At 31.4% G+C, this 26,493-nt stretch carries 9 protein-coding genes; 4 read left to right on the plus strand and 5 right to left on the minus strand.

Annotation, left to right across the window (positions count from 1 at the left end; all coding sequences use genetic code 11):
• Positions 1–10 precede the first annotated feature (10 nt).
• The 5 genes from ACFQ1O_RS02710 to ACFQ1O_RS02730 are packed head-to-tail and all read right to left on the minus strand — an operon-like array spanning position 11 to position 20,986.
• On the minus strand, positions 11–5,002 hold the full coding sequence (locus tag ACFQ1O_RS02710; protein WP_377713045.1) for a fibronectin type III domain-containing protein: 4,992 nt from the start codon (positions 5,000–5,002) through the stop codon (positions 11–13).
• A gap of 20 nt (positions 5,003–5,022) precedes the next feature.
• Positions 5,023–6,393, minus strand: coding sequence for a PKD domain-containing protein (locus tag ACFQ1O_RS02715; RefSeq protein ID WP_377713047.1), 1,371 nt, complete (start codon positions 6,391–6,393; stop codon positions 5,023–5,025).
• 5 nt (positions 6,394–6,398) lie between these two features.
• Positions 6,399–14,129, minus strand: coding sequence for a T9SS type A sorting domain-containing protein (locus ACFQ1O_RS02720; RefSeq protein WP_377713049.1), 7,731 nt, complete (start codon positions 14,127–14,129; stop codon positions 6,399–6,401).
• A 3-nt stretch (positions 14,130–14,132) separates the two neighbouring features.
• Positions 14,133–16,277, minus strand: coding sequence for a hypothetical protein (locus ACFQ1O_RS02725; protein WP_377713051.1), 2,145 nt, complete (start codon positions 16,275–16,277; stop codon positions 14,133–14,135).
• Positions 16,277–20,986 (minus strand): hypothetical protein, encoded by a 4,710-nt coding sequence (locus tag ACFQ1O_RS02730; protein ID WP_377713053.1) that lies wholly within the window; start codon positions 20,984–20,986, stop codon positions 16,277–16,279. The genes ACFQ1O_RS02725 and ACFQ1O_RS02730 overlap by 1 nt, the downstream gene beginning before the upstream one ends.
• A 121-nt stretch (positions 20,987–21,107) precedes the next feature.
• On the opposite strand from ACFQ1O_RS02730, the gene ACFQ1O_RS02735 reads away from it, so the two are divergent.
• The 4 genes from ACFQ1O_RS02735 to ACFQ1O_RS02750 all read left to right on the plus strand — a co-directional run bounded on the left by ACFQ1O_RS02735 (position 21,108) and on the right by ACFQ1O_RS02750 (position 26,334).
• Positions 21,108–22,139, plus strand: coding sequence for an iron chelate uptake ABC transporter family permease subunit (locus ACFQ1O_RS02735; protein WP_377713055.1), 1,032 nt, complete (start codon positions 21,108–21,110; stop codon positions 22,137–22,139).
• A 110-nt stretch (positions 22,140–22,249) separates the two neighbouring features.
• Positions 22,250–22,948 carry an ABC transporter ATP-binding protein gene (locus ACFQ1O_RS02740; RefSeq protein WP_377713228.1) on the plus strand — a complete coding sequence of 233 codons (699 nt, stop codon included), beginning with the start codon at positions 22,250–22,252 and terminating at the stop codon, positions 22,946–22,948.
• An 85-nt stretch (positions 22,949–23,033) separates the two neighbouring features.
• Positions 23,034–24,422, plus strand: a complete 1,389-nt coding sequence (gene rmuC, locus ACFQ1O_RS02745; protein WP_377713057.1) for a DNA recombination protein RmuC — start codon at positions 23,034–23,036, stop codon at positions 24,420–24,422.
• A 739-nt stretch (positions 24,423–25,161) separates the two neighbouring features.
• Positions 25,162–26,334 carry a hypothetical protein gene (locus tag ACFQ1O_RS02750; protein WP_377713059.1) on the plus strand — a complete coding sequence of 391 codons (1,173 nt, stop codon included), beginning with the start codon at positions 25,162–25,164 and terminating at the stop codon, positions 26,332–26,334.
• Positions 26,335–26,493 lie beyond the last annotated feature (159 nt).

A 26,493-nucleotide genomic window follows, 5' to 3' on the forward strand; every position in this document is an offset into this window, starting at 1 on the left:
ACTTATATTCTTATTGTGTACATAAAACTTCTCCAGGATACTTAGTTCTAAAACTTTTCCATCCATTAAATAAGTCTGTATTATTTTTTAATATGTTTTTTAAACCAGGGTTTTCTATTATATCATCTGTAAGTTTGGCTATTAAACTAGCATCTGTCTTCCAAACTACACCTATATCATCTGCCATTTCATGCAATAGCTTCCAACTTTTTCCTAATTCTATTTTCTTAGATAATGGAGCTTGGTTAAATAAGTTAAGCATTTGATTATTTGAATTCTGAAGATCCGATTTTAATGCATTTCTTAAATCTAAAGGCCAATCAGGAAAGTTTGTATCGACAAAACCAAACAATTCATCAATTATATCGTCTAAAACAAGAGTAACGTCGTACCCGTAATCTGCTCTAACTTTATTTAAAGCATCATCTATAGCGTTTGTATTATTGTCTAGAGATCTTCCTACAACTGTGGCTACTTCTTCTTGATTAGCATCAAGAACATCATCAATATTTTTCATTGAATAGTTTACCGTTTCTCCTAGACTATTTTTATTTTTTACTAATTTAAAATATACATGCGATGCATATGAAGTAAATCCTACTGCTACAATTCCTACTGTATATGCACCAATTTCAAAAGAGTCTCCATGATAAGTTGCGTATAATAACCCTACAGTATCTGGTATTATATCTAAACCAACAGGAGAAAGTATTAACGAAAAAGCATCTATTGTACCATAAATATATTGTCTTTCGTTTATTGCCTTATAAAAATGTGTTTCAGATTCTAAACTCCCAAATAATCCAAAAGCATAACCTAAATTTGAAACTAAACCTCCATATTCTGCTTTAGAAAAATGATAGTTAGAATATACTATTTGTAAATTATTTTCGGAAGTTATAGTATTTTCTGTAATAAAAACCTCCCTTAATTCAACAGGGTTCTCATCCTTAATAAAGTAATCAATATCTTTAGTATCAACTGCCTCTTTATCAGCAACCCTTGCTGCAATAACAGCTGTATCATAAGCTTCTTTCTTAATCTTATACTGAATTTCAAATTCTCTAACTGCTTCATTATACTCATTCCAATTTGTTTGACCTATAGCATCTTTATAGTCACTTTTATCTGGATGCTTAGGAATCGCTTCTTTTAATTCTTTTAAAACTTGATAATGAGGACTAACAAGTAATCTCATTCCATTAATAAAAGGCAACCCTATTTTACTTTGAATGTTTTGATGCTTTAAATGAACTAAAGAACCATCTGCAAGAAGCGCATTAGCATATAAATTAACTGGCTTATTTATATATTTATACAGGTTAAGAATATCTTTAGGTATTGATCCTGAAAAAAGTAACGGATTAGATTGAGCTATTAAACCTTGCTGACTTTCTCCGTATCCCATGTTATAACAAACATCATTATTAAAAACTCCTACTCCAAATATAGATTCATAATCACTACAAGGTACAATTACATTAATTATCTTTTTTCCAGAACTATCTACAGATTCTAAGGCTTTTTCTGCCATCTCTGTTATATGTTGATTACTATACTTAAAATTATTATCAACCTTTAAAAAAGTAACAACCATATAAGTATCCTGAGTGTAATGTGCTAATAAATGTAATTTATCCTCCAAAACTTCTAACTGCTCTTTTTTAAAGTTAGATTCTGAAACATTAGTAAATTGAATATGTGAAAACACATTTTTTTCTCTTACTAATGTATTAGATGTATTTTGTATTTCGTTTATAGCCTCTGAAAGTGCATTAGTTACCGCTTGTTGATGAACTGGTTCAATCTCACTATAGTAATTAAACTGAGAACATCTATTTTCATTTTCCGAATTATTTTCTGGGCAAGTTATTAATGTTCCAATCCCAATACACCTTTCTCCACTCGAATCAACACAAGATTCATCATAAAATGAACTATTAGTTAATTGATTTTTTTTGTCGTTAATATATCCCCACTTAGTCTTATGGAAAGTATTTGTTCCGCAACCATTATTATACTTATACAGGTATACATAATCATTCTCTTCTGGATTCTCGTTTGTGATAGGTAAAATTTCTCCTGTATCACTTATATATTGATTACCCGAAGCTGTATAGACTATATTATTATGTTTTATTTTTCTAACCGCTCCCAATGCAACATTACTACTATTTACATCACTTATAATACTTGTATTTGTTGAATTGAAACTAAATGGTGTCCATTCTGCAGTAAGCCACACTCTTCCAAATAATTCCCCATCTTCATCATTTTGAAATAAGTACAACTGTAAACCTGGAGCATGAATTTTTTGCCAGTCCATATGGGTAAACGCTATACCTGTACCATAATCCATTAATAAATCTGTACTAGATAGAGGAATGTTATATTCAGTAAATGGATGCTCTAACCCAAAAACTCCATGACCTATTTCATGTGAAATAGTTCGAGCTACATCACTAGGGTTAAATACAAAACCATATTGGCGATTTAATGGCATAAACCCTTTTACAGCAGTATCTGTTGTCGTTACATCATTACCCAATACAAACATATAATACATTTGTCCGTTTTGTTGACGCTGAGATTGATAATATTGATAAATTGCTCGTTGTTCTGAAGTATAATTTGCTAGTAAATTACTATCTCCAACATCTAGTTTATCATTGCTATTTAAATCCCAAATTGATGTATTTATTGCTATTGGTTCGTCTATTGTTATATTAAAGTGAACCCCAACAGGATTGTATATAGCATTAATTTCTGTTTCAAGTTGCTCATTTACCAAGTTTTGCCCACTACCTATTGGTACAATAGTTAAATTAACTGCTTGTTGTTTAATATGCCATATATTGGCTTTACCAGCTATATCATAATTTGCTGTAGAATCTTGAGGCTTTACAGTGGCTAAGATTTCATCTTTAGCAAAATCATATTGTTTTTCTAAATTTAATGTAGCTATGTTATTATTCCATTCTACCGGAATAGCAGTTCCTTGAATAGTTTTAAAAACTATATCTTCTTTAGTTTTACCATTACTAAATGTCGCTGATGCTGTTAATTGATCTGTAACCTGCGGTGTATTTGATAAGGCTTTATACAAAGCATTGTAGTTACCACCACTGGCCATTGGTATACTTTCGTATTTATTAACAAAGCTATTGTCTTGTATATCCAATCTAAGTTTATCTGTAGCATAAGAACCCGACGGTCCGAAAATTACCGTTACATCTTCAGATGATATTTGAGTAACTGAACCATTATCTCCTATACCATTTGTATTATCGGCTATTGGAGCACCTCCTTCTGCTTCTGGTCCTAATTCAGTAACATTACCATCTTCATCTACAAGCCACTGGTCTCCATTTTCATCTGTAATAACTACTGGCGTATCAACATCTATTGTCGTTTCGTTACCCTCTTCATCTATAATAGTTATATTGCCATTTTCATCTACAACAACATCAGCTATATCTATTGTATCCGCATCAAATTCTTCAATTTCTCCGTTATCTCCAAAAACATCTTCTATGGCTTCATCTATATCGGCAATGCCTTCCCAATTAGGGTCATAGGTGGTTTGTACTACACCTTGTATTAATTGGAAATCTGTATTAATTATAATATTTTCAAACTCTACCCTTATTTTGGTATCATCTAAATACGGAACACTTATAATTCCCCAACCACTATAAGTTCCATTACCCATACTAGTAACTGCCTTTACAGTAACAGGAAAATCTCCAGCAGTAAAGACTTCGTTTACTCCTATATTCTGCAATGGATTTTGATTTGAAATTTCTACTTCAGGTAAAACTCCACAATTATAATAAGCAACTTCTTCTTCTGTTGGTGTTGTAAATTCATAAATATTTGAAAAAGCAAATCCTCCTTGAACAGTACATTCACCCCCTACTCTAAACTCATAAGTAACTCCTGGCTCTAAATTATGAATAGTAGCCTGTTGATTATACGCATATATGCTAAACCATTGTGCATTGCTATAATCTTTTTTTCTATATTGAATTTCATATCTTAAATGATCTGAATATGACCAAGTAACTTCTACAGTTTGTGAACTTTGTGCTTCAGATAATATAAATTCTGGTGTATCACAATTACCCTCATATTTAAAATGAAATATTTCACTAAAACCGTCATTTCTAAATACAGAAGTTTCACTAATACCATCACTAACTAAGGCTCTAACTTGCCAACCATATGTTTTACCCTCTATTAATTGTATATGAGCTGGGCCATATAATAAAGTGGTTGCAAAAGTTGTTTCTTCATGTAATGGAGGACTGCTTAAAAATGCAGCTTGTGGATCTATTCCAGTATCCCACAACTCCTTTATAATAAATTCATATTGTACAGCAGTGGCATTTAAATGTCTTGGAGTCCAGTTAAATACAATATTTTGAGGGTTTTGAGCAGTGACAACATCTCCTCTAAATGGTACATTAAGAATCGGAGGATCATTTAACACTAAAAATGCCAGCAAACAACTTTTTTGAGATATACGTTGCCCCGATAAAGCATCATATACTTCAAAACAAAAATTATATAATCCGTCAGGTAAAGGTTGATTATATTGACCTGCTGGTAAACCTAATAAATTATTTTGATTAAAATATGGCCGTAAATCTAAATTAGATAACCTTAAACTTATACCTCCATCTAAAAAAATAGGTGAAGCTCCAGTTACAAAATCTGAGGTTTGAATATTTAACCCCTGACCTTCTATATACATCTTTAATCGCACCTGCCTACTTAACTCTTGAGTATCTGTAAGTAATAAATTAACAAAAAGTTTCTCTGTAGATGTAGTTTGATAATCAGATAGCTTTAAACTGTAAGGAGGTATGAGTTGTGGTGTAACTTGAACTGGATAAATTTGTCCGAATGTTACTCCAGTAAATAATAAACAGCAAATAATAAATAGTTTATAGCTTACAGTCGACAACATTTTTTTTATGGGGCTTAAAAATTTATTCATTTTTAATATTGTTTTTATAACTACTGCTTTTGTACTTTAATATCTACAATTACATATGAATTCTGTCCATCCTCTACAAAGTCTTTTATTTTTATAGCTCCTTTTCTTTCATCAGGTGTTTCAAACAATATGATTCTAGGCTCTATGGTATTGTCAAAATCTTGTAATCCTCCTATAGTTTCTTCAATAGTTAACGCGTCTAAAATTGTATCATCTGTCATGCTATCAAACTCGGAAACAGTCATTGATGCAGAACAATTACAAGTTTCTATACTGTTTATAAACTTTGTATGATTAGCTCCAGGAATTGCATCAAATGTATAATCTTGAACTTGATTTGGCGAGACAAATTTATTGTAAGTAAAATTTTGATTTAAACCATAAAATGCAATATCTATTTCACTTCCATTACTATTATCTACTTCACTATTGGTATACGTCCTTTGCATAGTTGTTGAAAAAAAAGCCGCTTTAGTATTACTGATATGTGCTGTATTAATACCTATTTCAATATCTGTAAAAGTTCTTAAGTTAGTATTTGGAAGTACTGTAACTGTTTGAGATATCATTTGTGTTTCTTTTCCATTAGTCGCTTCTAAATTTATAGTATAAGTTCCAGGAGTACTATATGTTACCGTAGGGTTTTCTTCTGTACTTGAACTTGGCGTTCCTCCAGTAAAAGTCCATATATAATCGGTAGCACTAATACATGTATTTACCATTGTTAAAGTAACTGGCGCTTCAAAATCATTATCCTCTAAATTTACATTATAAGAAAAATTAGTTTCTAAATGTGGTGCAACTGTAACAGTTTGCTGTGATTGAAATGTTTCTATACCATTACTAACCTCTAATGTTATTATATGATCGCCCGGTGTATTAAATACCACATTATTGGGATGTTGTTGAGTACTCGAAAGGGGCATTCCTTCTTCAAACAACCATTGATATGAGTCTGCTCCTGTAGTACTATTTGTTAACACTACTTCCATTGGAGGAAAATTATTTATAATATACTCTGCCGTAAAACTCGTCTGTACAGCATCATAAATTGAAATTTCTTTCTCTTTTACATCAATGCTCCCATCTCTATTAGAAGCCTCCAATCTAATTGTATAATTACCTGGTTGACTATAAATAATCGTTCCTGGATTTCGATCTGATGATACTTCAGGAATTCCTCCCGGAAAGCTCCAATTGTAGGTATCTGCTCCCTCTGTTATATTTGTTATTCTAACATGTACAGGAACGGAATAGTCGTTATTTTCTATTTCTGCATTAAAATCAGTAACTACTGGAACAGCAACTTCTTCTACACAACTTAAAATCATTATCATTACAAACATTAAGGCAACAATAAACTTTAATTTAGTTTTTATATTGTTTTTCATTTGCATCATTCAATTACTATTTTTCTAATTTCACTTCCTTTTGGTGTTTCTAATAAAATGACATATAATCCTGAAGCTAAATTTAAACTATAATTAAAAGTATATTCGCTAGAACCGTATACTTGCCTGTCATCAACAGGTATATTAGATATTAAACTATATATCCTTACTGAAATGGAAGCGGTTTCTTGTAAATTTACATCTACTGAAAAATTACCATTTGATGGGTTTGGATGCGCATTAAAACTTATAATAAATGGTTCATCTGCATCACCAACATCAGGTAAATCCCTGGCTTCTTCTACTATTATTGGCTTAGTATAATCTTGATAACAACTGCCTTGAAAAGACCTCAATGTTACTTCGTATATACCTGGAATATCAAAACGTAATACTATAGTATTATCTTCTTCTTGAATAATCTCTGCTTCGTTTGGAATAAACCATTGAACATTTTCACTTACTGGGTTACTAGTATTAACTAAAATTATATCTTCCTCTGCAAACGCTTGAGTGGTAATTAAAAACTGAGAGTTAATACCTACATTAGATTGCCAAATTTGAATAGTATCCGTTATTACACATCCACTAGAAGTAGTTATATTAATAGTATATTCTCCTTGTTGGGTTAATGATACAGTAGGCGAATTACTTGAAAATCCATTATCAGAAGTCCAATTATATGTTGCTCCTAAATCTTGTATTGTTACATCTAAATCATGAGATTGACCACTGCATAATGTTCGATCATCTCCTAAATCTACAATAACTTCTTCTGCATTTTCTAATATAAAATCTAATTGAACTTCACAACCTAATTGATCTGTAACTATTACACTATACTCCCCTGCACATAAATTTTGAAGGTAATTCAAATTATCTCCTGTATTCCAATTAATTATATATGGAGATACACCTCCAGAGACAACTAACTCTATTTCGCCTTCGCATACATCATTACATGTTATTTCGGTAACATTAGATTGTACACTTAAAAGATTCGATGGTGGAGAAACTGTATAAGTTTGAATTAATTCGCAGCCATTCGAATCTGTTACTATAACTAAATAGGTTCCTGGAATGACATTATTAATATCTCCTGTATTATCTCCTGTATTCCAACTATATGTATATGGTGCTGTACCACCAGAAACTTGAGTTGTAATGGTCCAATCGTTATCTGTACCACATCCAGAATAAGTTGAATCAAAAACAATTGATAAAGCATCCGGTTCTGTTAATTCTATAATACTACTTTGAGTTGTATTACCATTTTGATCTTCGATAACTACATAGTAACTACCTGCTCCAATATTTTCCATTAAAACATTAGAGCCAATACTAGTAGTATTTCCTACTTCAAACCATGAATATAGATATGGTATACCCGTAGTGAATGGAACTCCTCCCATAACTGTAGCAAGTAAACTTCCATTACTATCACCATTACACAATAATACATTTTGAATTGCAATACTAACTTCTAAAGAACTGGGTTCATTAACTGTAAATGTTTCTGAAATAGAACACAATTGTGCATCTGTAATGATTACTGTATAATTTCCTGCGGGTATATTCGATAAGACATTTGAAGTTGAGGCTTGTGATACACCTGCCTCATTAACCCAAGAAATTGTATACGGGGAAGTTCCTCCTTCTATAGCTATATTTATCGTACCATTGGATAATCCAAAACCAGATACATGTGTTATAGTTGTTGAATTAATCTCTAATGTATTTGGCTCAGTAATATCAATATTTATTATGTCATTATAAACACATAAATTAGAGTCTCTTACTTGGGCTTCGTAGTTTCCACTTACTAAAACATCCATTAAAGCAGATGTCCCATTAAAGGGTAACCAAGCACTATATGCTCCAGAATTATATCTAAAACGATACTCATAAACACCTGTTCCTCCTGTTGCATTCAATGTAATACTACCGTTGTTACCTTGATAGCAAGAAACATTATTAGACACAAAATTTACATCAATTGGAAGTGGTTCGACAACCTCAAATACTGCACTTTGCTCTTGTAATCCATCTGCATTACTTACCACTACATAATAAGTTCCTGCTGGGACATTAGATAATATTGGATTATTGGTACCAATTGGTGTATTCGTTATAGCATTATACCAAACAAACTGATTACCACCTGCACCTCCTATTGTAATGGCCTCAAGTTGTGCATCATTCCCTCCGTTACAACTTATATTTTGAACTTGATTTATATTAGCAATTAACTCACCTGGATTAGCCAAATTAAAAGAGTCTTGGTGTATACAACCTGCACTATCAGTTATCACTACAGTATATGTACCAATAGGTAAATTAGTAATCAAATTAGTTACACTTGCAGAATTTAATGTTTGACTTAGTAAAGTGCCTGATTCATTATACCATTCGTAAGTATAATTTGGAACTCCACCAGTAATTTCAACAGATATACTCCCATCTGAATTGCCAGTTGACGGACGCATTAATGTTACTTGAACAATATCATAAAGCTGAGGTTCTACTACTGTAATTGTTTGCAATACAGAACAGTTATTATCATCAGAAATGGTAACAGTATAATCTCCTGCAGCTAATCCTGTTATATCTTGATTAACGCTTCCATTACTCCATTGGTAAGTATATACCCCTGTTCCTCCAGAAACCATTATATCTATAGCTCCGGTAGATTCTCCATAACATAATACATTTGTTACGGTAATATTAGTAATATTTAATACACTTGGCTCTGTTAATGTTACATTAGCTTGTACTTGAATATTATTACTATCAGTTACAATTACATAATAATCTCCCGCCGACACTCCGCTCAGTATTGCATTACTACCAATTAAAGTATTAGTATTATCATACCATTCATAATTATAATTATCTCCTGAATTTAAAACCCCTCCAGAACCTATGGCTTCTAAACTACCTACCCCACCATTACAAGCTATCTGCGTTTCATTAATAACCACCGACAACTGTGGTGGATTATTTAGTGTGAAACTTTGTTGAATTGTACAATTATTAGCATCCGTAATAACAGCAGTATAAGTTCCTGCCGGCACATTTGATAGTATTGAAGAGGATTCCGATAAAGGGTTTCCATTACTATCTAACCAAGTATATGTATATCCTGTTGTTCCTCCTACTACAGTTATATTAACACTTCCATTGGCTAATCCAAACCCTGTTGGGTTGGTTAACGACGAACTAGATATAGCTAAAATAGAACTAGGTTGTGTAATTGTATATGACATAGAAGTACTACAATTATTATTATCAAATACTGTAACCGTATAATTACCAGCAATTAATCCATTAATATCTTCTGTAGTTTCTGTTGTATTCCATTGGTATGTATAAGGAGGTATACCACCATTAACAGTAACATCTATTAGTCCTGTATTTTCTCCAAAACATAATACATTTACTTGACTCGATGTAATCCCTAATTCAGTTGGATGAGTAACTATAATTGTATTAGAAACTTGAATACCATTTTCATCTGTAATAGTTACACCATAAGTTCCTGCTGAAAGATTTGATAGTGTCTGACCTGTACCAAGTATGGTTGCACTGTCTGACATATTATACCAAGCATATTGATAAGGCATAACACCTCCATTAACATTAGCTTGAATAGTAGCAATAGTATCATTAAAACATAAATTAAATTGTGTCTGAACAGCATCTACAGTTAATAATGCTGGCTCTGTAACAACATAAGTTTCTGTAGTTTGACACATATTATTATCTGTTATTGTGACTTGGTATGTTCCAGCTACTAATCCTGAAATATCTTGTAAATTACTTATAAGGTTACCTTGACTATCTACCCATTGATATGAATAACTTGGTGTTCCTCCATTTACAGTTATATCAATAGCACCATTGTTAGTTCCAAACCCAGTTAGAGGTGTTACTGTAGAATTTGTTATTGAAATTGCATTAGAAGGCTGAGAAACCACTATATTATTTTGTGTGACTTGACAATTATTACTATCTGTTATAACTACATCATACTCTCCAGCTATTAATGTTGATATATCTTGCGTAGTTTCTCCATTACTCCAGAAATAAGTATAAGGAGGAGAACCTCCAACTATAGTAATATCTATAGTCCCTGTAGTATTACCAAAGCATAAAATATTTGTTACAGCAATATTATCTACAGTAAGCTCTGCTGGTTCTGATAATGTAATAGTTTCTTGAACAGTAATACTGTTTGAATCTGTAACCTCTACTAAATATTCACCTGCCGATAAATTTGTAATAACATTAGAGGTTATTCCTAACGAAGTTGGTGTTCCTCCATTTACTTCAAACCACTTATAGGTATATGGTGCCACACCTCCATTTCCTATAACTTGCAAAGCTCCATTTGAACCTCCAAAACATGATATTGAATTATTAATATTAATTACAGCCGTTAACACTGCTGGCTCTGTTAATGTAAATACTTCCGAAACAACGCATCCGGAATTACTTGTTGTAAGATTAAAGTTAGCATCTTTAACAATTAATGTATAAGTCCCATCTCCTAAACCAGCTATATCTTCTGTTGTTCCAATAGTAGCACTTGTAGCATCTTGCCATTCGTATGTATAAGGAGGTGTACCTCCTTGAACAGTTACGTTAATACTTCCGTCCGTAGCCATATTTGCAGATGGATTATTTACTGAATTAGAAATAATCGTTAAAGCATTTGCTGGTTCAGTAATAGTAATAACTTGTATAGCCTTACATCCTCTATTATCTGTCACTGTTATAGTATAATCTCCAGGCCCCAAATTATTAACATCCTCACTCGTAGAAATTTGTGTACCTGAAGCATCTTTCCATTGATACGTATAGGTTGGTGTACCTCCTGATACGGTTATATCTATACTCCCTGTAACACTTCCCTTGCAGAAAATATCTTGCTTGGTAAAATTCAGCTCTAATAAATCTGGCTGTAATAAAGATATTGTATCAAAAACCTGGATTCCATTATTATCTGTTATAACAACCTGATAAAGTCCAGCTGACAAACTAGTAGCTGTAGCTGTATTTTGTCCAATACTCACAAATCCACTTCCATTATGTACAAACCACTCATAATTATAGCCCCCCGTAGGCAATTGAACACCTCCTACAGGATTTGCCGTAAGTTGGCCATTACTAAATGGATCATTTTGTGTATTACTATTATTACACGATATTGGATTGTCTAAATTAATTGATACTGATAATGGATCAGGGTCATTAATAACTAAACTACTATTAATAACTGTACAATTAGTATTATTTCCAGCTATTCCATAGTTATTATCTTGAATTGTTAAATAATATGTTCCCTCTCCTAAATTATTAAGTGTTAACTGGTAATTATTAGCATTAACAACTGCTGATACTTGAGCTACTAAATTAGTATTAGACGAATCTTGCCATAAAAATGTATAACTACCATCTGACAAAGGTGTACCTCCTGTAATCGTAGCTTGTATCCAACCGTCTGTTGCGCCATCTGTAGTAGGCTCAGAAAAGTTATAACTAATATTTAAAGGTATAGTTGGCTGATTTATAGTTATAGATGCTTGGGCTTGACAACCTCTAGCATCTGTAATTGAAACTGAATAATTTCCTGCAACCAAATTAGATAAATCTTCTGTAGTACTACCTGTGTTCCATAATATATTATAAGGCCCTGTACCACCTGTAATAGTAGCATCTATGCTTCCGTCTGTACCATTATTACAAAATACATCGGTCTTAACTAAACTTACTTGTAACAAAGTTGGTTCAGAAATTATCAAACCATTTCCATTAACTTTAGAATCTACTACTATACCATTAGCATCTTCTACTCTTACAGCATATTCGCCAGCACTTACATTGGTTAATTGATTTGTTGTTTCTCCTGATAGTACTTGCCAAACTCCTGCTCCATCTTTCTTTTCCCAAGTATAAATATATGAGTAAAAGCCACCAATAAGAGGACTATGAACTACCCCTCCTGTAGCGGTTGCTGTTAATACACCATTATTACTTGGATTATTAAATGTATTAGCACTATTACACGATATAGGAGTTGTTTCTGTTAACCCAACTGTTAAAACTGGAGGTTCTGTGACGGTATAAGAACTCGATACAGTACAGCCATTTTGCGTAGTGGCTGTAGAATAATTCGCATCGAAAATCCTTAATGTATAAGTGCCTGCCCCCAAATTTGTTAAACCTATTCTATATCCAGAAGCTACATTTTGAGTTGTTGTCGTATTAACAATATTATTTGAGCTATCTCTCCACTCAAAAGTATAACTACCATCTCCTAAAGCAGTACCACCATTTATATCTACTAGAATGCTTCCATTTGTATATCCGTTAGCAGTCGCATTCTGAATATTCACTAAGTTAACAGATACCACTTCATTAGGCTGAGCTATAACAACAGTGATCTCTTTATCAGAACCATTACCTAATTTTTCTACGCATAAATTAGCATCTCTAACCTTAATAGTATAAGAACCTGTTGATAAACTCGATAATGTATGGCTATTCGCATTAGCAAAATTAACCCAACTTCCCCCATCTATTTGATACTGATAAGTTCCAATTCCTCCAGATGCTGAAATGTTTATGGAACCATCGTTTCCTCCATTACAGTATACATCGTTATTTTTAGTTGCAGTAAAACTTACTGCCGAAGGACTATTTATGGTAAATTGACTAGAGGTTTCTAAACTAGAAAAGACACCCGAAGTTTCTGTTTGGTATTTTACCACATAATTAGCAGCTGGTAAGGGTAAAGGCCAAGTATAGGTATTGCCGGTTGCCAATGTAGTAGTTGACTCTTGATTAATTAATACTTCTGTACCGCCGCCATCTATTCTATAAAGACTCATTAGTAATGTTTCTCCTGCATTTAAAGCCCTATTAAAAGTAGCCGTAAAACTACCATCACTTGTATAAGAACATTGTGTGTTGGTGGTGTTAAAAGACAATAACTGAGGAGAACATGATACTACTGTATAACTTATAATATTAGAAATAAAATTATTACAAGAAGTTAAATGAAGCCTAAATCTAACAGTATTTCCTGCAGATACTCCGGTAAGGTCGCTAACGTTAACGTTTATAGAAGTATCGTTTTGGTAAGCAGCCGGTAATGATTGCCAAGAACCACTACCTACAGAATATTCCCAATTAATTATAGGGTTATATGTAGTATCTAAATTTAAATCTATACTTAAAGGTGTACAGGTAAAAAAAGAATTATTAGTAGGCTGTACTAATTGAATCTGTGGAGTTAGCTTTAATGTATTAATTTCATGATGGGTTGCAATAACATCGTAAGTATCATTAACAATATTAAGACAATTATTTGTAATTGAATATTCTTTAGTGTAAGGAGAAGCTCCTATAAACTCAGTACCCGCAAAATTACTTATATGTGATTCTATCACAATTTTAGTAGCTTTTTTTCCAGAAAAGGTATAATCTATAATGACTGTTTGTGTTCCTCCAGCCTCTCCTGCTCCTGGATTTCCTACACTTGTTCTTGTCGATGGAACTTCTACTTCTGTATTATCATCAAAATGTAGTTTTATAGTACCATATCCCCAAGGTATAGGACTCAAAGATGGGTTAGCTGTTCCCAATCTTAAATCTCCTTGTAAATTAAAATCTTGAGCTAGACACCAAAAGCTACAAAGGCAGAAAATAATTAATAATAAAACTTTTTTCATGATTTAATATTTTACATTTATGGTAGCTATTTTACTTACTCTACCATCTTTATAAACAGCCCTAAACATATAGACATACTCATTATTAGGTTGTACCTTAACGTCTACTAATCTTGTAACTGTAGGTAGCACATTTCTATACAAGCTCATTTTTTTTCCTTTTATCGTTTTATAAATTGCTATTTCTGCTACGTTTTCTTGCTTATATTTTTTCCAGTATAATTCAATATATCTAGCCTTTCTATCTACATAACTACTTATTCCCATAACAGGTGGTTGTAAACTTGTTTTAGGGATTACAATATTTACAGGAGGAGCTGGATCAGACTCTAAATTACTTTCATCTTTTGCTATAATAGTATAACTATAACGATTACCCTGTTTTACATTTTCATCTATCCAGCTATCTAATTGAATGTTATTTATTGGTCCTTGTAACATTTCAACAGTATGCATTAATGTCCAATCTTTATCATTTTGTTCTTTTCTATATATTTCGTGTTTTACAACATCTTTACTTGAACTATTAGCCCATTTTAAATTTACAACTCCGTCTTTTACCTTGTAAGCTTTAAACACAGGCTGTGTAGGAGCTATAAAATCTGGTTTTTTAATTTCTAATATTTCAGAAGTCTTAGACATATTAAAACGCTGATCTACCGCTACGAGTGTATAGAAAACTTTAGGATTTAAATTTTTCACAGATATACTATCATAATATATTGTACCTGTGTGAGGCGAAACCGTAATTTGAGAATATTCTTCATTTCTATTATTTCCTCTATAAACTCTATAACCTAGAATATCTTTTTCTTTATTTTCATCCCATTTTAAAGTTACTATTCCCAAACTATCTATTACTCCTTTAAAACCAGTAGGTCTTACAGGTGGTATTGAATCTACAGGTTGTACCAAAGACGGAAATGATGTACGACTACTTCCATTTTTTCCAATAGCGGTTATCGTTAAATAATTAGTAGGCTCTAAATCATTATATTGTATTTTTCTAGCTTCAGGAGGTATATTTTTCATAACCACCTTATAATTTCCTTTTACTTTATTGCTTCTACTTAATTCAAATCCTTTAATGTGTTCATTACCCTCTTCTAAAAACTCCCATTCTAGTATAATGCGTTTATCGTCTAAATAGTGCTTGTTTGTAATTCTAGGTACGTATGCTAACACCTTTTTTCCTTGTCCTGAAATAACTTTAGAAATAGGACTTAACTCTCCAAATGGAGTTTTTCCTATTACCCTATAAAAGTAATCTTTACCATTGGTTACAGAATCTATATAGAACATACGTTTAGCATCTGTTTTATCACTATTATTCAAACTAGTTAGGGGTAATTTATTTAGCCTTATAAAGTTTTTCCCATCGTAAGACCTTTCTATATAATAACTATTATATAACTCTTTATGTATAGCATAGTTCCAGCTAAGCATAGCTTTTCCATCTAAAAAAGTTCCCGCTAAATCTAATGGTTTTGGTAATTGCTCATAATCTTCTAACCCCACAAAAACTCCTCCCTCTGCTATTGTTAGTTCTTCTTGAGGAACCAAAGAACTTATTTTATATACATATTTCTCATTAGGCAAAACAGTATTATCTACTAATGCTAATCCTGCCATTTCTGCCACATTAAAATCCTGATCTGCAGCATATAAACCCCAAGTAAAACGTTGTTCTTGTTCTTCTGCCAAATTTACAATAGCAGATAATTCATCTATTCCTTCCACTTCAAAAGTATCACCATATAAAGATTGAGCCATTACTGCAGCGTTATCATTTTCTTCTATTAACGCCATCCAACTCTCTAATACTTTTGGTTTAAAAATTCCTAAGTCCTTTTCTATTGGTATGGAAAGTGTACTCTTATTTCTAGTTATTGTATAACGTTTTACCAAATAACCATACTTATTTAATTTACGCCAAGCATTGCTTTTAGTAACTGCCCAGCGTAACATAATACTACCATTCTTTTGAGGTCTTGATAAAACCACTATCTGAGGATTTTCTACAGCTAATGTATCTTGAACTTGTTGGGCATTCACATTAAAAAACAATAAGCTTATAATAACATATAATAAAAACACCTTATACTTATTGGTAAAAAAACTCTTATTATTCTCTTTTTTAAATTTCATTAAAATGGGTTTGTATATTTAAAAATAGTAGATGTTCCTTCTATAGAACCTGGCAATGTGTATTGCATTTTAACGTTATAGTCCCCTGTTTTTATTGAAGGAAACACTCCGTTTATAATGTAATTATATTGCTGAATTTGACTTTGATATCCTTCAGGGTTTACTAAATATTTATTCACTATTTTATATTGTATATCTATAAAATCTTGTTTATAAAAATATGGCAAATGATATCTGTATGGAATTCTTGTATTCAATAATGAATAAGATGAATTGTTTTCTAAATGACTAGTATACCATGTTAAAATATTTAATGCTTTATTAGGAGGGAATCCAAATTCACTCACATCTCTATCTACTGTAAATTCAGGCTCTAAAGGATATTCTTGATATATTAAAGGGTCAATATCATTAGTAAAGTAAGTATCATCTAAAACTGCCTCAACAGAAACTAAAGGTTGATAATTGGTATAATCTCCACCATTTAATTCAATTAATTCAAATTGTTCAGAATCCTGAACATCTGTTTGAATTGCATGAACATCTGAAAAAATAGGTTCTAGATAATGTTGAGTTGCGCTTTTAGCATTTATTTTCTCTGCAAAAGTATTATAACTACTAGTAATAAAACTATAATTCAAAACTTCTACATTAATATGGTCTTGAACTATTAACTCAGCTTGGTTATTTAAAACTTCTATTGTATTACCTTCCTGACCTGTCTCTACAGTATCATAATTTTCTTGCTCATCATTATTACTTGTTTCTTGCTCAGAAGGTTTACTTAAAACTTTAATTGTGTATTTTTTTTGATTTATTAGGTTTGGTAAATCAAATTTTAATTGTTTTTCTTCTTTATTGTAAGTTAATCCAGTTCCCTCTTCTATTCCTAAGTCACTTTCAAATTGAATCGTCTGAACCCAATCTGTTTCTGGTGTGAATAAGTAAGGCTGTCCTCTCTCTAATTTCACATACCCATAATTATATTCATCTTTATAAAGATAATTTTGATTGACAACAGGATAACAATACTCAATATTAGTTAATGGTATATAATCTGGAGCCTCACCAGTTGTAAAACTAGTTTCTTCTTCCTCCTTTGCTGGTTGTCCGTCTTGTGATAAAGTAACCCAAGTTCCGCCTTGCTTCTCCTGAAAACTAACTGCTACTTTTACATTTACTGAAGTATTTGGTGGTAAAGCATCAAAAGACACAAAATTAGCTACATCAGAATTTTCATTCCATTCTATTTCACCTGGAATTGATTCCCCATTATTAGTTACTTTATACTCATCTAATAAAATCCTATATATTTTTATTCCTTGATCATCTTCTAATTCAAAAGGAGTATTAATACGCATATTAAAAACAGCCTGAGGAACAGTAAATACATCCAATTCGTTCGCATTATCATCCGGTTTTAAATCTGAAATAACTTTTATTCCGTTTAGAGGAGCTCCACCTATAATATCACATTCTTCTCCTAATTCAATTTTAAACCTGAATCGTCCTTTTACTAAACCACCAAGTACACTAAAATGCCCCCCTAAATATCCCTTAAACCAAGCTGGGTTTGGTAATTTAGCTTGTAATAAAACTGCAGCTCCCGCTTTAATTATAGGTATTTTTTTACGAATAAAAAGAAGCTTGATTTTTATTCCTAATTCACCTTGTAAATAAGCATAAGATTGCCCATTTGCATACCAACCATCTATACCTATTTGTCCACTTCCATTACAAGCAGTTTCCCCATAATCTTTTATCATAATATCAAACCCTAATCCAGCTTGAAAACGAGCATAAAAAACTAAAAATGTCATATCTCCAGTGTCTACACTAAAGTCCATTCCAAAAGCAAAACCACGACCTTCTCCTAAAGCATTTAGATCTCTCATATAATCTAAAGACTCAATATCTTCTCCTAAAATTTCTGCTACAATTGCTGGTGGAGGTGGACTTCCAGGAATATTATCTCCTATCATTAAATAAGACGTGGATTGAATGTTAAAACTACCCAATCCTAACTTTAACCCCACTCGATCTGTTGGTGTTCCCATATGTAAATACCATTCATCTGGTGCAGCATGAAATACTGCCCAACCAGCTCTTCCTTGTGGTCCAACTCCTTGAAAGAAACCTCCAGGGGTATTGACAAAAACTTCCATCTCACTATGAAAAACATTATTCTGAAAATCCATTTCCATTGAAAAATGAGCATCAATTCCTACATCAAAAGTAAGTCCGTCTTGAGGAAAAGCTACTTTACTATAATCTACTAAGTTACTTTCTTTAAGACTCTGCATAGCAGAATTATTTTCACCAAATCCGTTTATTTTATTTTCCATAGCAGTTAACTTATCTTTAAACTTGTCTCCAAATTTAAAATCAAGTGCTTTTACTATGTGACCTTCTCCAAAAAACAAAACCCTGTTAAGTCCTCCATAATTATTAAATGCCATTTCAAATCCTACTTTACCATTGAAAGCTTTTTCATTTGCTAAAGCAAAACCTAATAATGCTCTAAAACCCAATCCTGAATTAGCGTCTGGTATATATGATTGTCCAGAAGGAATCATTGATGAATAGTTCCCTGGAGCTTTGGTCATCCTATAATAAGCTCCTCCCCCGAAACCATTTACTATTGCTGGTCCTATATAAATTTTGGTTGGAGAATTTGAAAGATCTGCATAGGCATCTACATACCAATATCTAAAGTCAGTTTTCCCAAACCATGCTGAAGCATCTACACTAATCCCATTAAAAGTTGCTCCTAACTCTCCGTAAAATCCATCTCCATAAACAGGATCATTATCTTTTATATCTACAAAACCTTCAATTTGTATAGATCCCAAATCTGCTGCTAAAGAAATACGGTTTATCTTCAAATGGTTATATTTCCATCTACTTAACCCTTCTTCTTCATTAAAGGTTCCTACAACCGAAATATTTGTACCACCTGAAAAACCTCCAGACATCATATTAACTGTGACTCCAAAATGTAAAGATGCTTCATCATTATTCGCTGTAACACCTATATCAGAGAGTGTAACTGGAAAATTTGCAAACTTAACTTCTCCATTATACCCCATATAATCCACTTGAAAATATGGTGATACTGTTTGCAATTGTAGATTCTGAAAAGTAACTCCTTTAAAATCTACTGTTCCTTTTTCAGGATCAGAAGTACTATTACTTCCTTTTATTGCTAAATTACCATGAAGAACAGCTTTTGGCTTAAACTTATCCTCAGCCACTCTTAATTCAACATATGAATTTTGTGTTAGAGTTGCCTTAGCTTTAAAAACATTAAACGATAACGTATCTTGGGTTCTTACTGTTAATAAATACTCATCATTTATTGGGTCTATTAATGCTTCATAGGCCAATATTTTTGAATTAGAATTGATTTCTTCTTCATTTTGAAGCTCTTCTTCAGTTACTTCCTCTGAAACTGGCAAAACAATTTTCCCATCAAAACCAGCTCCAGATATATTATTTGCTATTAAATCTACTTCTATATGATCTACAGAAAATTGCCATTTAGAAGCATGTCCTTCATTTAAAGGTAAAATATTATCTACTGAAAAACTCCCTGAAACCCCCATATTATCAATCAATAAATGAGTTGCTTCGAAGGTTATTCGTTCTTCATTTTGTCTTCTTTTAAACTGTTCTGGAAGGACAACTGTTAAAGAGTTTACATATATTCCTCTCCATAGCTCTTCATTACCCGGAATCAAGTATTGCTGATAATCTTCTGGAAAAACAACATTAGAGGAATTTCTAATATCACTAAAATCAAATACTGCAGTATTTAATTCAAATATAAGACCTGCTTTCCCCGCTTCTGAATTAGCATTTTCATTGGTCATTTGAAATGGGGGTAAACTCACCTCAACCAATATATCATTCCAATCACTCACAATAGCTTGAAAATCACCAGAAACTTTTTCATTTTCATCTAAAATAAGATTATAGTTACTATCTACTGGCTCCAGTAAATTTCTAGAAAAAACAACTTCTGCATTAATCCCTAATTCTTTAAATCCACCACAATCGATAGTTACATATGATGAATTTTCTATATCTATATTACCATCCGACAAGTCATAGCCTCCTTTAAGAACTACCATTGAATTCCCTCCATTAATTGGTATCGGAACATCACCTAACAATACTAAATTAGCCTCTCCGTAAATTCCTCCTTTGTGAGATATTTTAATACTATCCGATCCAAAGAAAAGCTCTTTTTGATTCCCTTGTGAATCTAATTGAGGGATTGTTATTCTAACAAATGCGCTTACTTCTGTAAAAGTTGGAGTTAAATGTGCCTTGTTTATAGCCAATGTATAGGTAACATTTCCTATTTCTTTTTTAACACCTACAGGTAAAGCTAACATTTCATCTGAAGATACTAAACTCACATAGTTTTGAGATAACTCTAGATCTTCTAAGACAGATTTTGCTTCAAGAATTTGACTATTGGTTATACTATCTAATGAATAGTTTTTTATTAAGTATTCATTATTAAAGTCATTTAACTTATATTTATTAGTTATTTGTCCCCCTAACTCTTTACTTAAATCAGCTAATGATTTGGTTTTATGTATAACACTTTTATAATTTGTAATCGAATCTTTATTATGAGAAAATGCAAATAGCTGAATAACCACTAAATAAGTTATGCAAAAAATCTTATATTTATTCATATTAACACATAAAAAATTACAAAATAGACTACGGCAAATAAACAAAAAAATACTATAACTGATTTAAAATTTTATACATCAATATCATTTAATTTGTACTTTTACTTTCTAATTTAATCGTTTGAAAACTCAAAAAAAATATTCACTGATATTTCTCTTATTAGTACTTATATTGATAATTCTTATTTTCACCAATATAAGTTTAGGTTCTATTTATATTCCTATAGATGGTATTATTGGTTCTTTAACTGGTGATGAATCTATTAAATCATCTTGGCAACATATTATTCTTAACTATAGGGTACCTAAAGCTATTACTGCTGTTATAGTTGGTTCTGGATTAGGAGTGGCTGGACTATTAATGCAGACATTATTTAGAAATCCTCTTGCGGGTCCTTATGTTTTAGGTTTGAGTTCCGGAGCTAGTTTAGGCGTTGCTTTAGTTATTCTAGGAGCTAGTTTTTTCGGGGTTAATTTTGCTTCTATACTTTTATCTAAATGGAGTATTGTTATAGCCTCAAGTATAGGGAGTTTTTTAGTATTATTAGCCGTTATACTTGTGAGCTTAAAAGTTAAAGACACTATGGCTATTTTAATAATAGGATTAATGTTTGCTAGTGTTACTGCTGCTATTGTAAGTGTTTTGTCGTATTTTTCTACCGCCGAACAATTGCAGCGTTACATTTTCTGGAGCTTCGGAAGCTTAGGAAATTTAGCAAAAGAAGAACTCCTTATTTTATCTGTCATTACGTTAATAGGACTCATAATAGCAATTTTATCTATTAAAACACTTAATACACTCTTATTAGGTGATCGGTATGCACAAAGCTTAGGCTTGAATATAAAAAACGCAAGACTAGCTATTATATTAGCCACTAGTTTACTAGCAGGTAGCATTACTGCTTTTGCAGGCCCAATTGCTTTTATTGGCTTAGCCGTACCACATTTAACAAAACTGTTCTTCGACACTTCTAACCATAAATATATTTTACCTGCAGTACTTATTAACGGAGCTATCTTAATGCTTATTTGTGATAGTATTGCTCAATTACCTAATACAGATTACACTTTACCTATAAACGCAGTAACTTCTTTAGTAGGGGCTCCAGTAGTTATTTGGTTATTAGTTAGAAAAAAGAAACTTTTTGTCTAAACAAAAATATAGCAACAATTAAAGATCAAAATAAACATATAGTAATTAAAGCTGAGAATCTTAGCATAGGTTATACTTCTAAAAAAGGCAATACTCTTATTGCAAAGGATATTAATTTTGAACTAACAAAAGGAAAACTTATTGGCTTAATTGGTGCAAACGGAATAGGTAAGTCTACTTTATTAAGAACACTTAATAAAAGTCAAAAATCTTTATCTGGTAATATTATTATAAATAACCAACAATTAAATACTATACCTACCCTAACCTTAGCTACACAACTTAGTGTCGTTTTAACCGAAACGATTTCAGATACAAATTTAACTGTTTTAGAAATTGTAACTTTAGGAAGGCAACCTTACACCAATTGGATAGGGAGTCTTACCCAAGAAGATAAAGAAAAGGTTTCATATGCCTTAAAAGTGGTAAATATTGAAAATCTTGCTGCAAAAAAATGTTTTGAATTAAGTGACGGACAGTTACAAAAAGTAATGCTTGCCAGAGCTTTAGCGCAAGATACCGATATTATTATTTTAGACGAACCCACCACTCATCTAGATTTATACCACAAAGTATACATTCTTAAATTATTGCAAAGATTAGCAAAAGAAACTCAAAAAACCATCCTCTTCTCTACACATGAAATTAATGTAGCCCTATCACTTTGTGATGAATTAATTGTCATGAAAAAAGAGCATACTCATTTTGGAACTCCAAAAGATTTGGTCGAAATAAATGCCTTTGACTCTCTATTCCCTAACGATTTAGTTGAATTTAACAGCTCTACCAATAGCTTTTCTATTAAGTAGGTTAATAACTTTTTCTATTTTCTTTTTTAAGCAAATAGATAACTAGTATCTTTATTTTTTATTAGCATTTCTACTTAATAAACAAATGAACGAAACTATCATTATTATACTCGTAGCATTATTGTTTGCTGCTATTGGCTTTTTTATTGGTAAATACATACAGAAATTACAACAAGATAGCGGACAAGGAGGTTTAGAAGAACAAATCATACAATTAGAAGTTCAATTAGCCAACCAAAAAGAACTAGCAGAAAGTTCTATTAAGAATCAACGTGAACAATCTAATCAACAATTTCAATTACAACAAGAACAAATTAATCGATTAGAAGAAGAACGTAAATCCTTATCTATAAAACACACTGAACTCAGTTCTATTTTAGCAAAAAAAGAAGCAGACTTGGCCAATTTACAGTTGCGAAACGAAGAGCAAAAAGAAGAAGTTAACCAACTACAAGAAAAGTTTACAAAAGAGTTTGAAAACTTAGCTAATAAAATACTAGACGAAAAATCGAATAAGTTTACAGAGCAGAACAAAGAAAACTTAAAAAACATTTTAAATCCGCTTCAAGAGAAAATTCAAACTTTTGAAAAGAAAGTAGAAGATTCTCAAAAAGAAAGTATTTCTATGCATTCTGCTTTAAAAGAACAATTATCTGGTTTGAAAGAGTTGAATGTACAAATGAGTAAAGAAGCTTTAAACTTAACCAAAGCTTTAAAAGGAGATAATAAAACACAAGGTAACTGGGGAGAATTGGTGCTCGAACGTGTACTAGAAAAATCTGGTTTAGAAAAAGATAGAGAGTATTTTGTTCAGCAAAGTTTTACTACAGAAGAGGGTAACCGTGTTTTACCTGATGTTGTGATTCATCTTCCAGACAATAAAAAAATGATTATCGATTCTAAAGTATCACTTACTCATTATGAACGATATGTAAACGAAGAAGATGAAACTCTACAAGCGCAGTTTTTAAAAGAACATGTGTCTTCTATCAAAAAGCATGTAGAGCAATTAGGTGATAAGAATTACCACGACTTATACAAAATGGAAAGTCCCGATTTTGTATTACTTTTTATACCTATAGAACCTGCTTTTGCAATAGCTTTAAACGAAGATAACAGCTTATACAACAAAGCATTTGAAAAAAACATTGTTATTGTAACACCAGCAACTTTATTAGCTACTTTACGTACCATAGACACTATGTGGAATAACGAAAAACAACAACGTAACGCCATAGAAATTGCTAGGCAAGCAGGTGCTTTATATGATAAGTTTCATAATTTAATGACAGACTTAACAGCTGTTGGAAAAGATATGGATAGAGCCAAAGGTAATTATGCAGCAGCTATGAACAAATTGTTTGAAGGACGAGGTAATTTAATTACTTCTGTAGAGAAGATTAAAAAATTAGGAGCTAAAGCTAAAAAAGCCTTACCAGATAATTTATTAGAAAGAGCTAATGAAGAAGATTAATTTGTTATCTAACAATCTATTATTTTTTTGAATAGTTATTAATCTTTTAACAATCAATTCTTACAAAAAATACTCGTCTTAAAAAGTTATTTGTTTTAACATTTTTTAACGATTCTTTAGTTTTAATTTAAGAATTTCAGGATTAATTTTATATTGTTTTTGAGTAATAGCTGTATTTCTCATTAGTTACTCAACAAATATTCTATATGGTTGTGGGGCTCGGAAACGCTCACAAATTTAAACACCTAAAGTAGAGTATTTAACTGTTAGGTATATTAATGATTTTTACTTTAAATACTTAAACACACCATATCTTTCCAATTATATTAATATACTTAAAACAGTAATCCCCTATATGGTTATAGGACTAGGAAACACCTATAAGAAATACCTAAATAGGGGATTTGTTTATATAGGTGACCCCTCACAGACTTAAGCTTTTATTATTTAAATTAAGCATCTGAACTATTAACCTATTTCTTGACTTTAACTTGCATTTTGATCTTAATTAAAACATTGAGTGATAACTGTATAATTTTATTAGCAACCACTTTACCTATAAATCGAAAAATTATACTGAGTTACTCACCTACTTCTAACTATTTCTTGAGCTTTAAAATCACTCACAACATTTTCCTTATTCATGTTATTTAACAATCTAGTATTTTCCTTAACAAAGCACTTTATTTTGTTTTTGGCATTGTTCTTGAGTAAATTGACAGCATTAAAAATTAATAGTATGAAACAAATAACATTACTAGCACTTTTATGCTTTTGCCTTCTTTCTAAAGCTCAAGACAATTCTATATCTGAACAGATTAAAATAGAAAGAGATAGTACATTAAACAGCTTACAAAGTAAATTACATAAAAATCAAATTAAGTTAGATAGCCTAACTCAACAATTATCAAGTCTAAGTAGAAAACACTATGGTCGAAAAATTGAATTGCAAGAAAAAATTCAAAAAGAATTAGATAAAAGAATTAAGTTTTTAGAAGAAAGTCCTAAAATTAAAATCAAATCAAATGGCCAATTAGCCTTTACCGAACTTATTAAAATCCAAAAAGATATTCAACCGGCAAGATTATATCTTACTTCTAATGGATTTTATTCTAAGCTAGCAAAATTCGATAATTTACAGAATTATTCAGAATTTACATCTTGGAAAAAAGAGTTTGAAATATGGTACAAAAAAAGACAAGGTAGTAACGCTACATTTGATTTTATTAATAATTCTATCAACTTAATTAGTGATACAACAAACGACATTCCTCTTTTTGGTTCAATTTCTCAGACTGTAACTTCTGGTATTACTTTAATATTTTCGAACTTAAAAAGTAGAGACAAAAAACTAATAAACAAGACACCAAAAGTTTTAACCCTTCTAAATTCAATCGGTCAATTTGAATCAGAGAAATCTATTTTAGATAATGAATGGAAAAAAATAGATAATGAATTAAACGAATTACATACTGAGTACAAAAAGCTGATAGATAATCAAATAACATTCTATGAAATTGACAAAGTGAAATACAACGATTTCTTAACTGCTACCTTAGACTCAGACATTGACAACTTTAAGGTATACAGTAAAGAAGCAATCTTAAAAAAACTTAAAACACTTGAAAACAGTAACAACCAAAATTGGATGGGAAATGTTGAAACTTATATGTACCAAGTACAGTCAATTAGAATTCGTTTTGGGCAATTAACAGCTAGAATGTTAAGTAACATAGAAATGTATGAATCATTATTTACTAAATATAATGACAATAATAAGTTTTCGGTAGAATTTATAACCAAGGCTAATGATTTGAAAAATGATCTTTCAGAAGTTAAGAAAAATTTCATTTTGACGTTTAAACCCAGTAAGTACATTGAAGATTCTGCTGTTATGTATATCAAGCGTTAACTTATATAGTTTAGATAAACTCAAACCTATTAAGCACTATAATTGCTCTAAAAAAACTAAGAATTTAATTAAAGTTTTATAGGTTAAACAAATAGAAACATTAAGTGTTGAATAAAACTAAAACACACTAAACAGTTCACATTTTTATAGTGAACTGTT

The organism is Pseudofulvibacter geojedonensis, from assembly GCF_042675745.1.
Lineage (GTDB): Bacteria > Bacteroidota > Bacteroidia > Flavobacteriales > Flavobacteriaceae > Pseudofulvibacter > Pseudofulvibacter geojedonensis.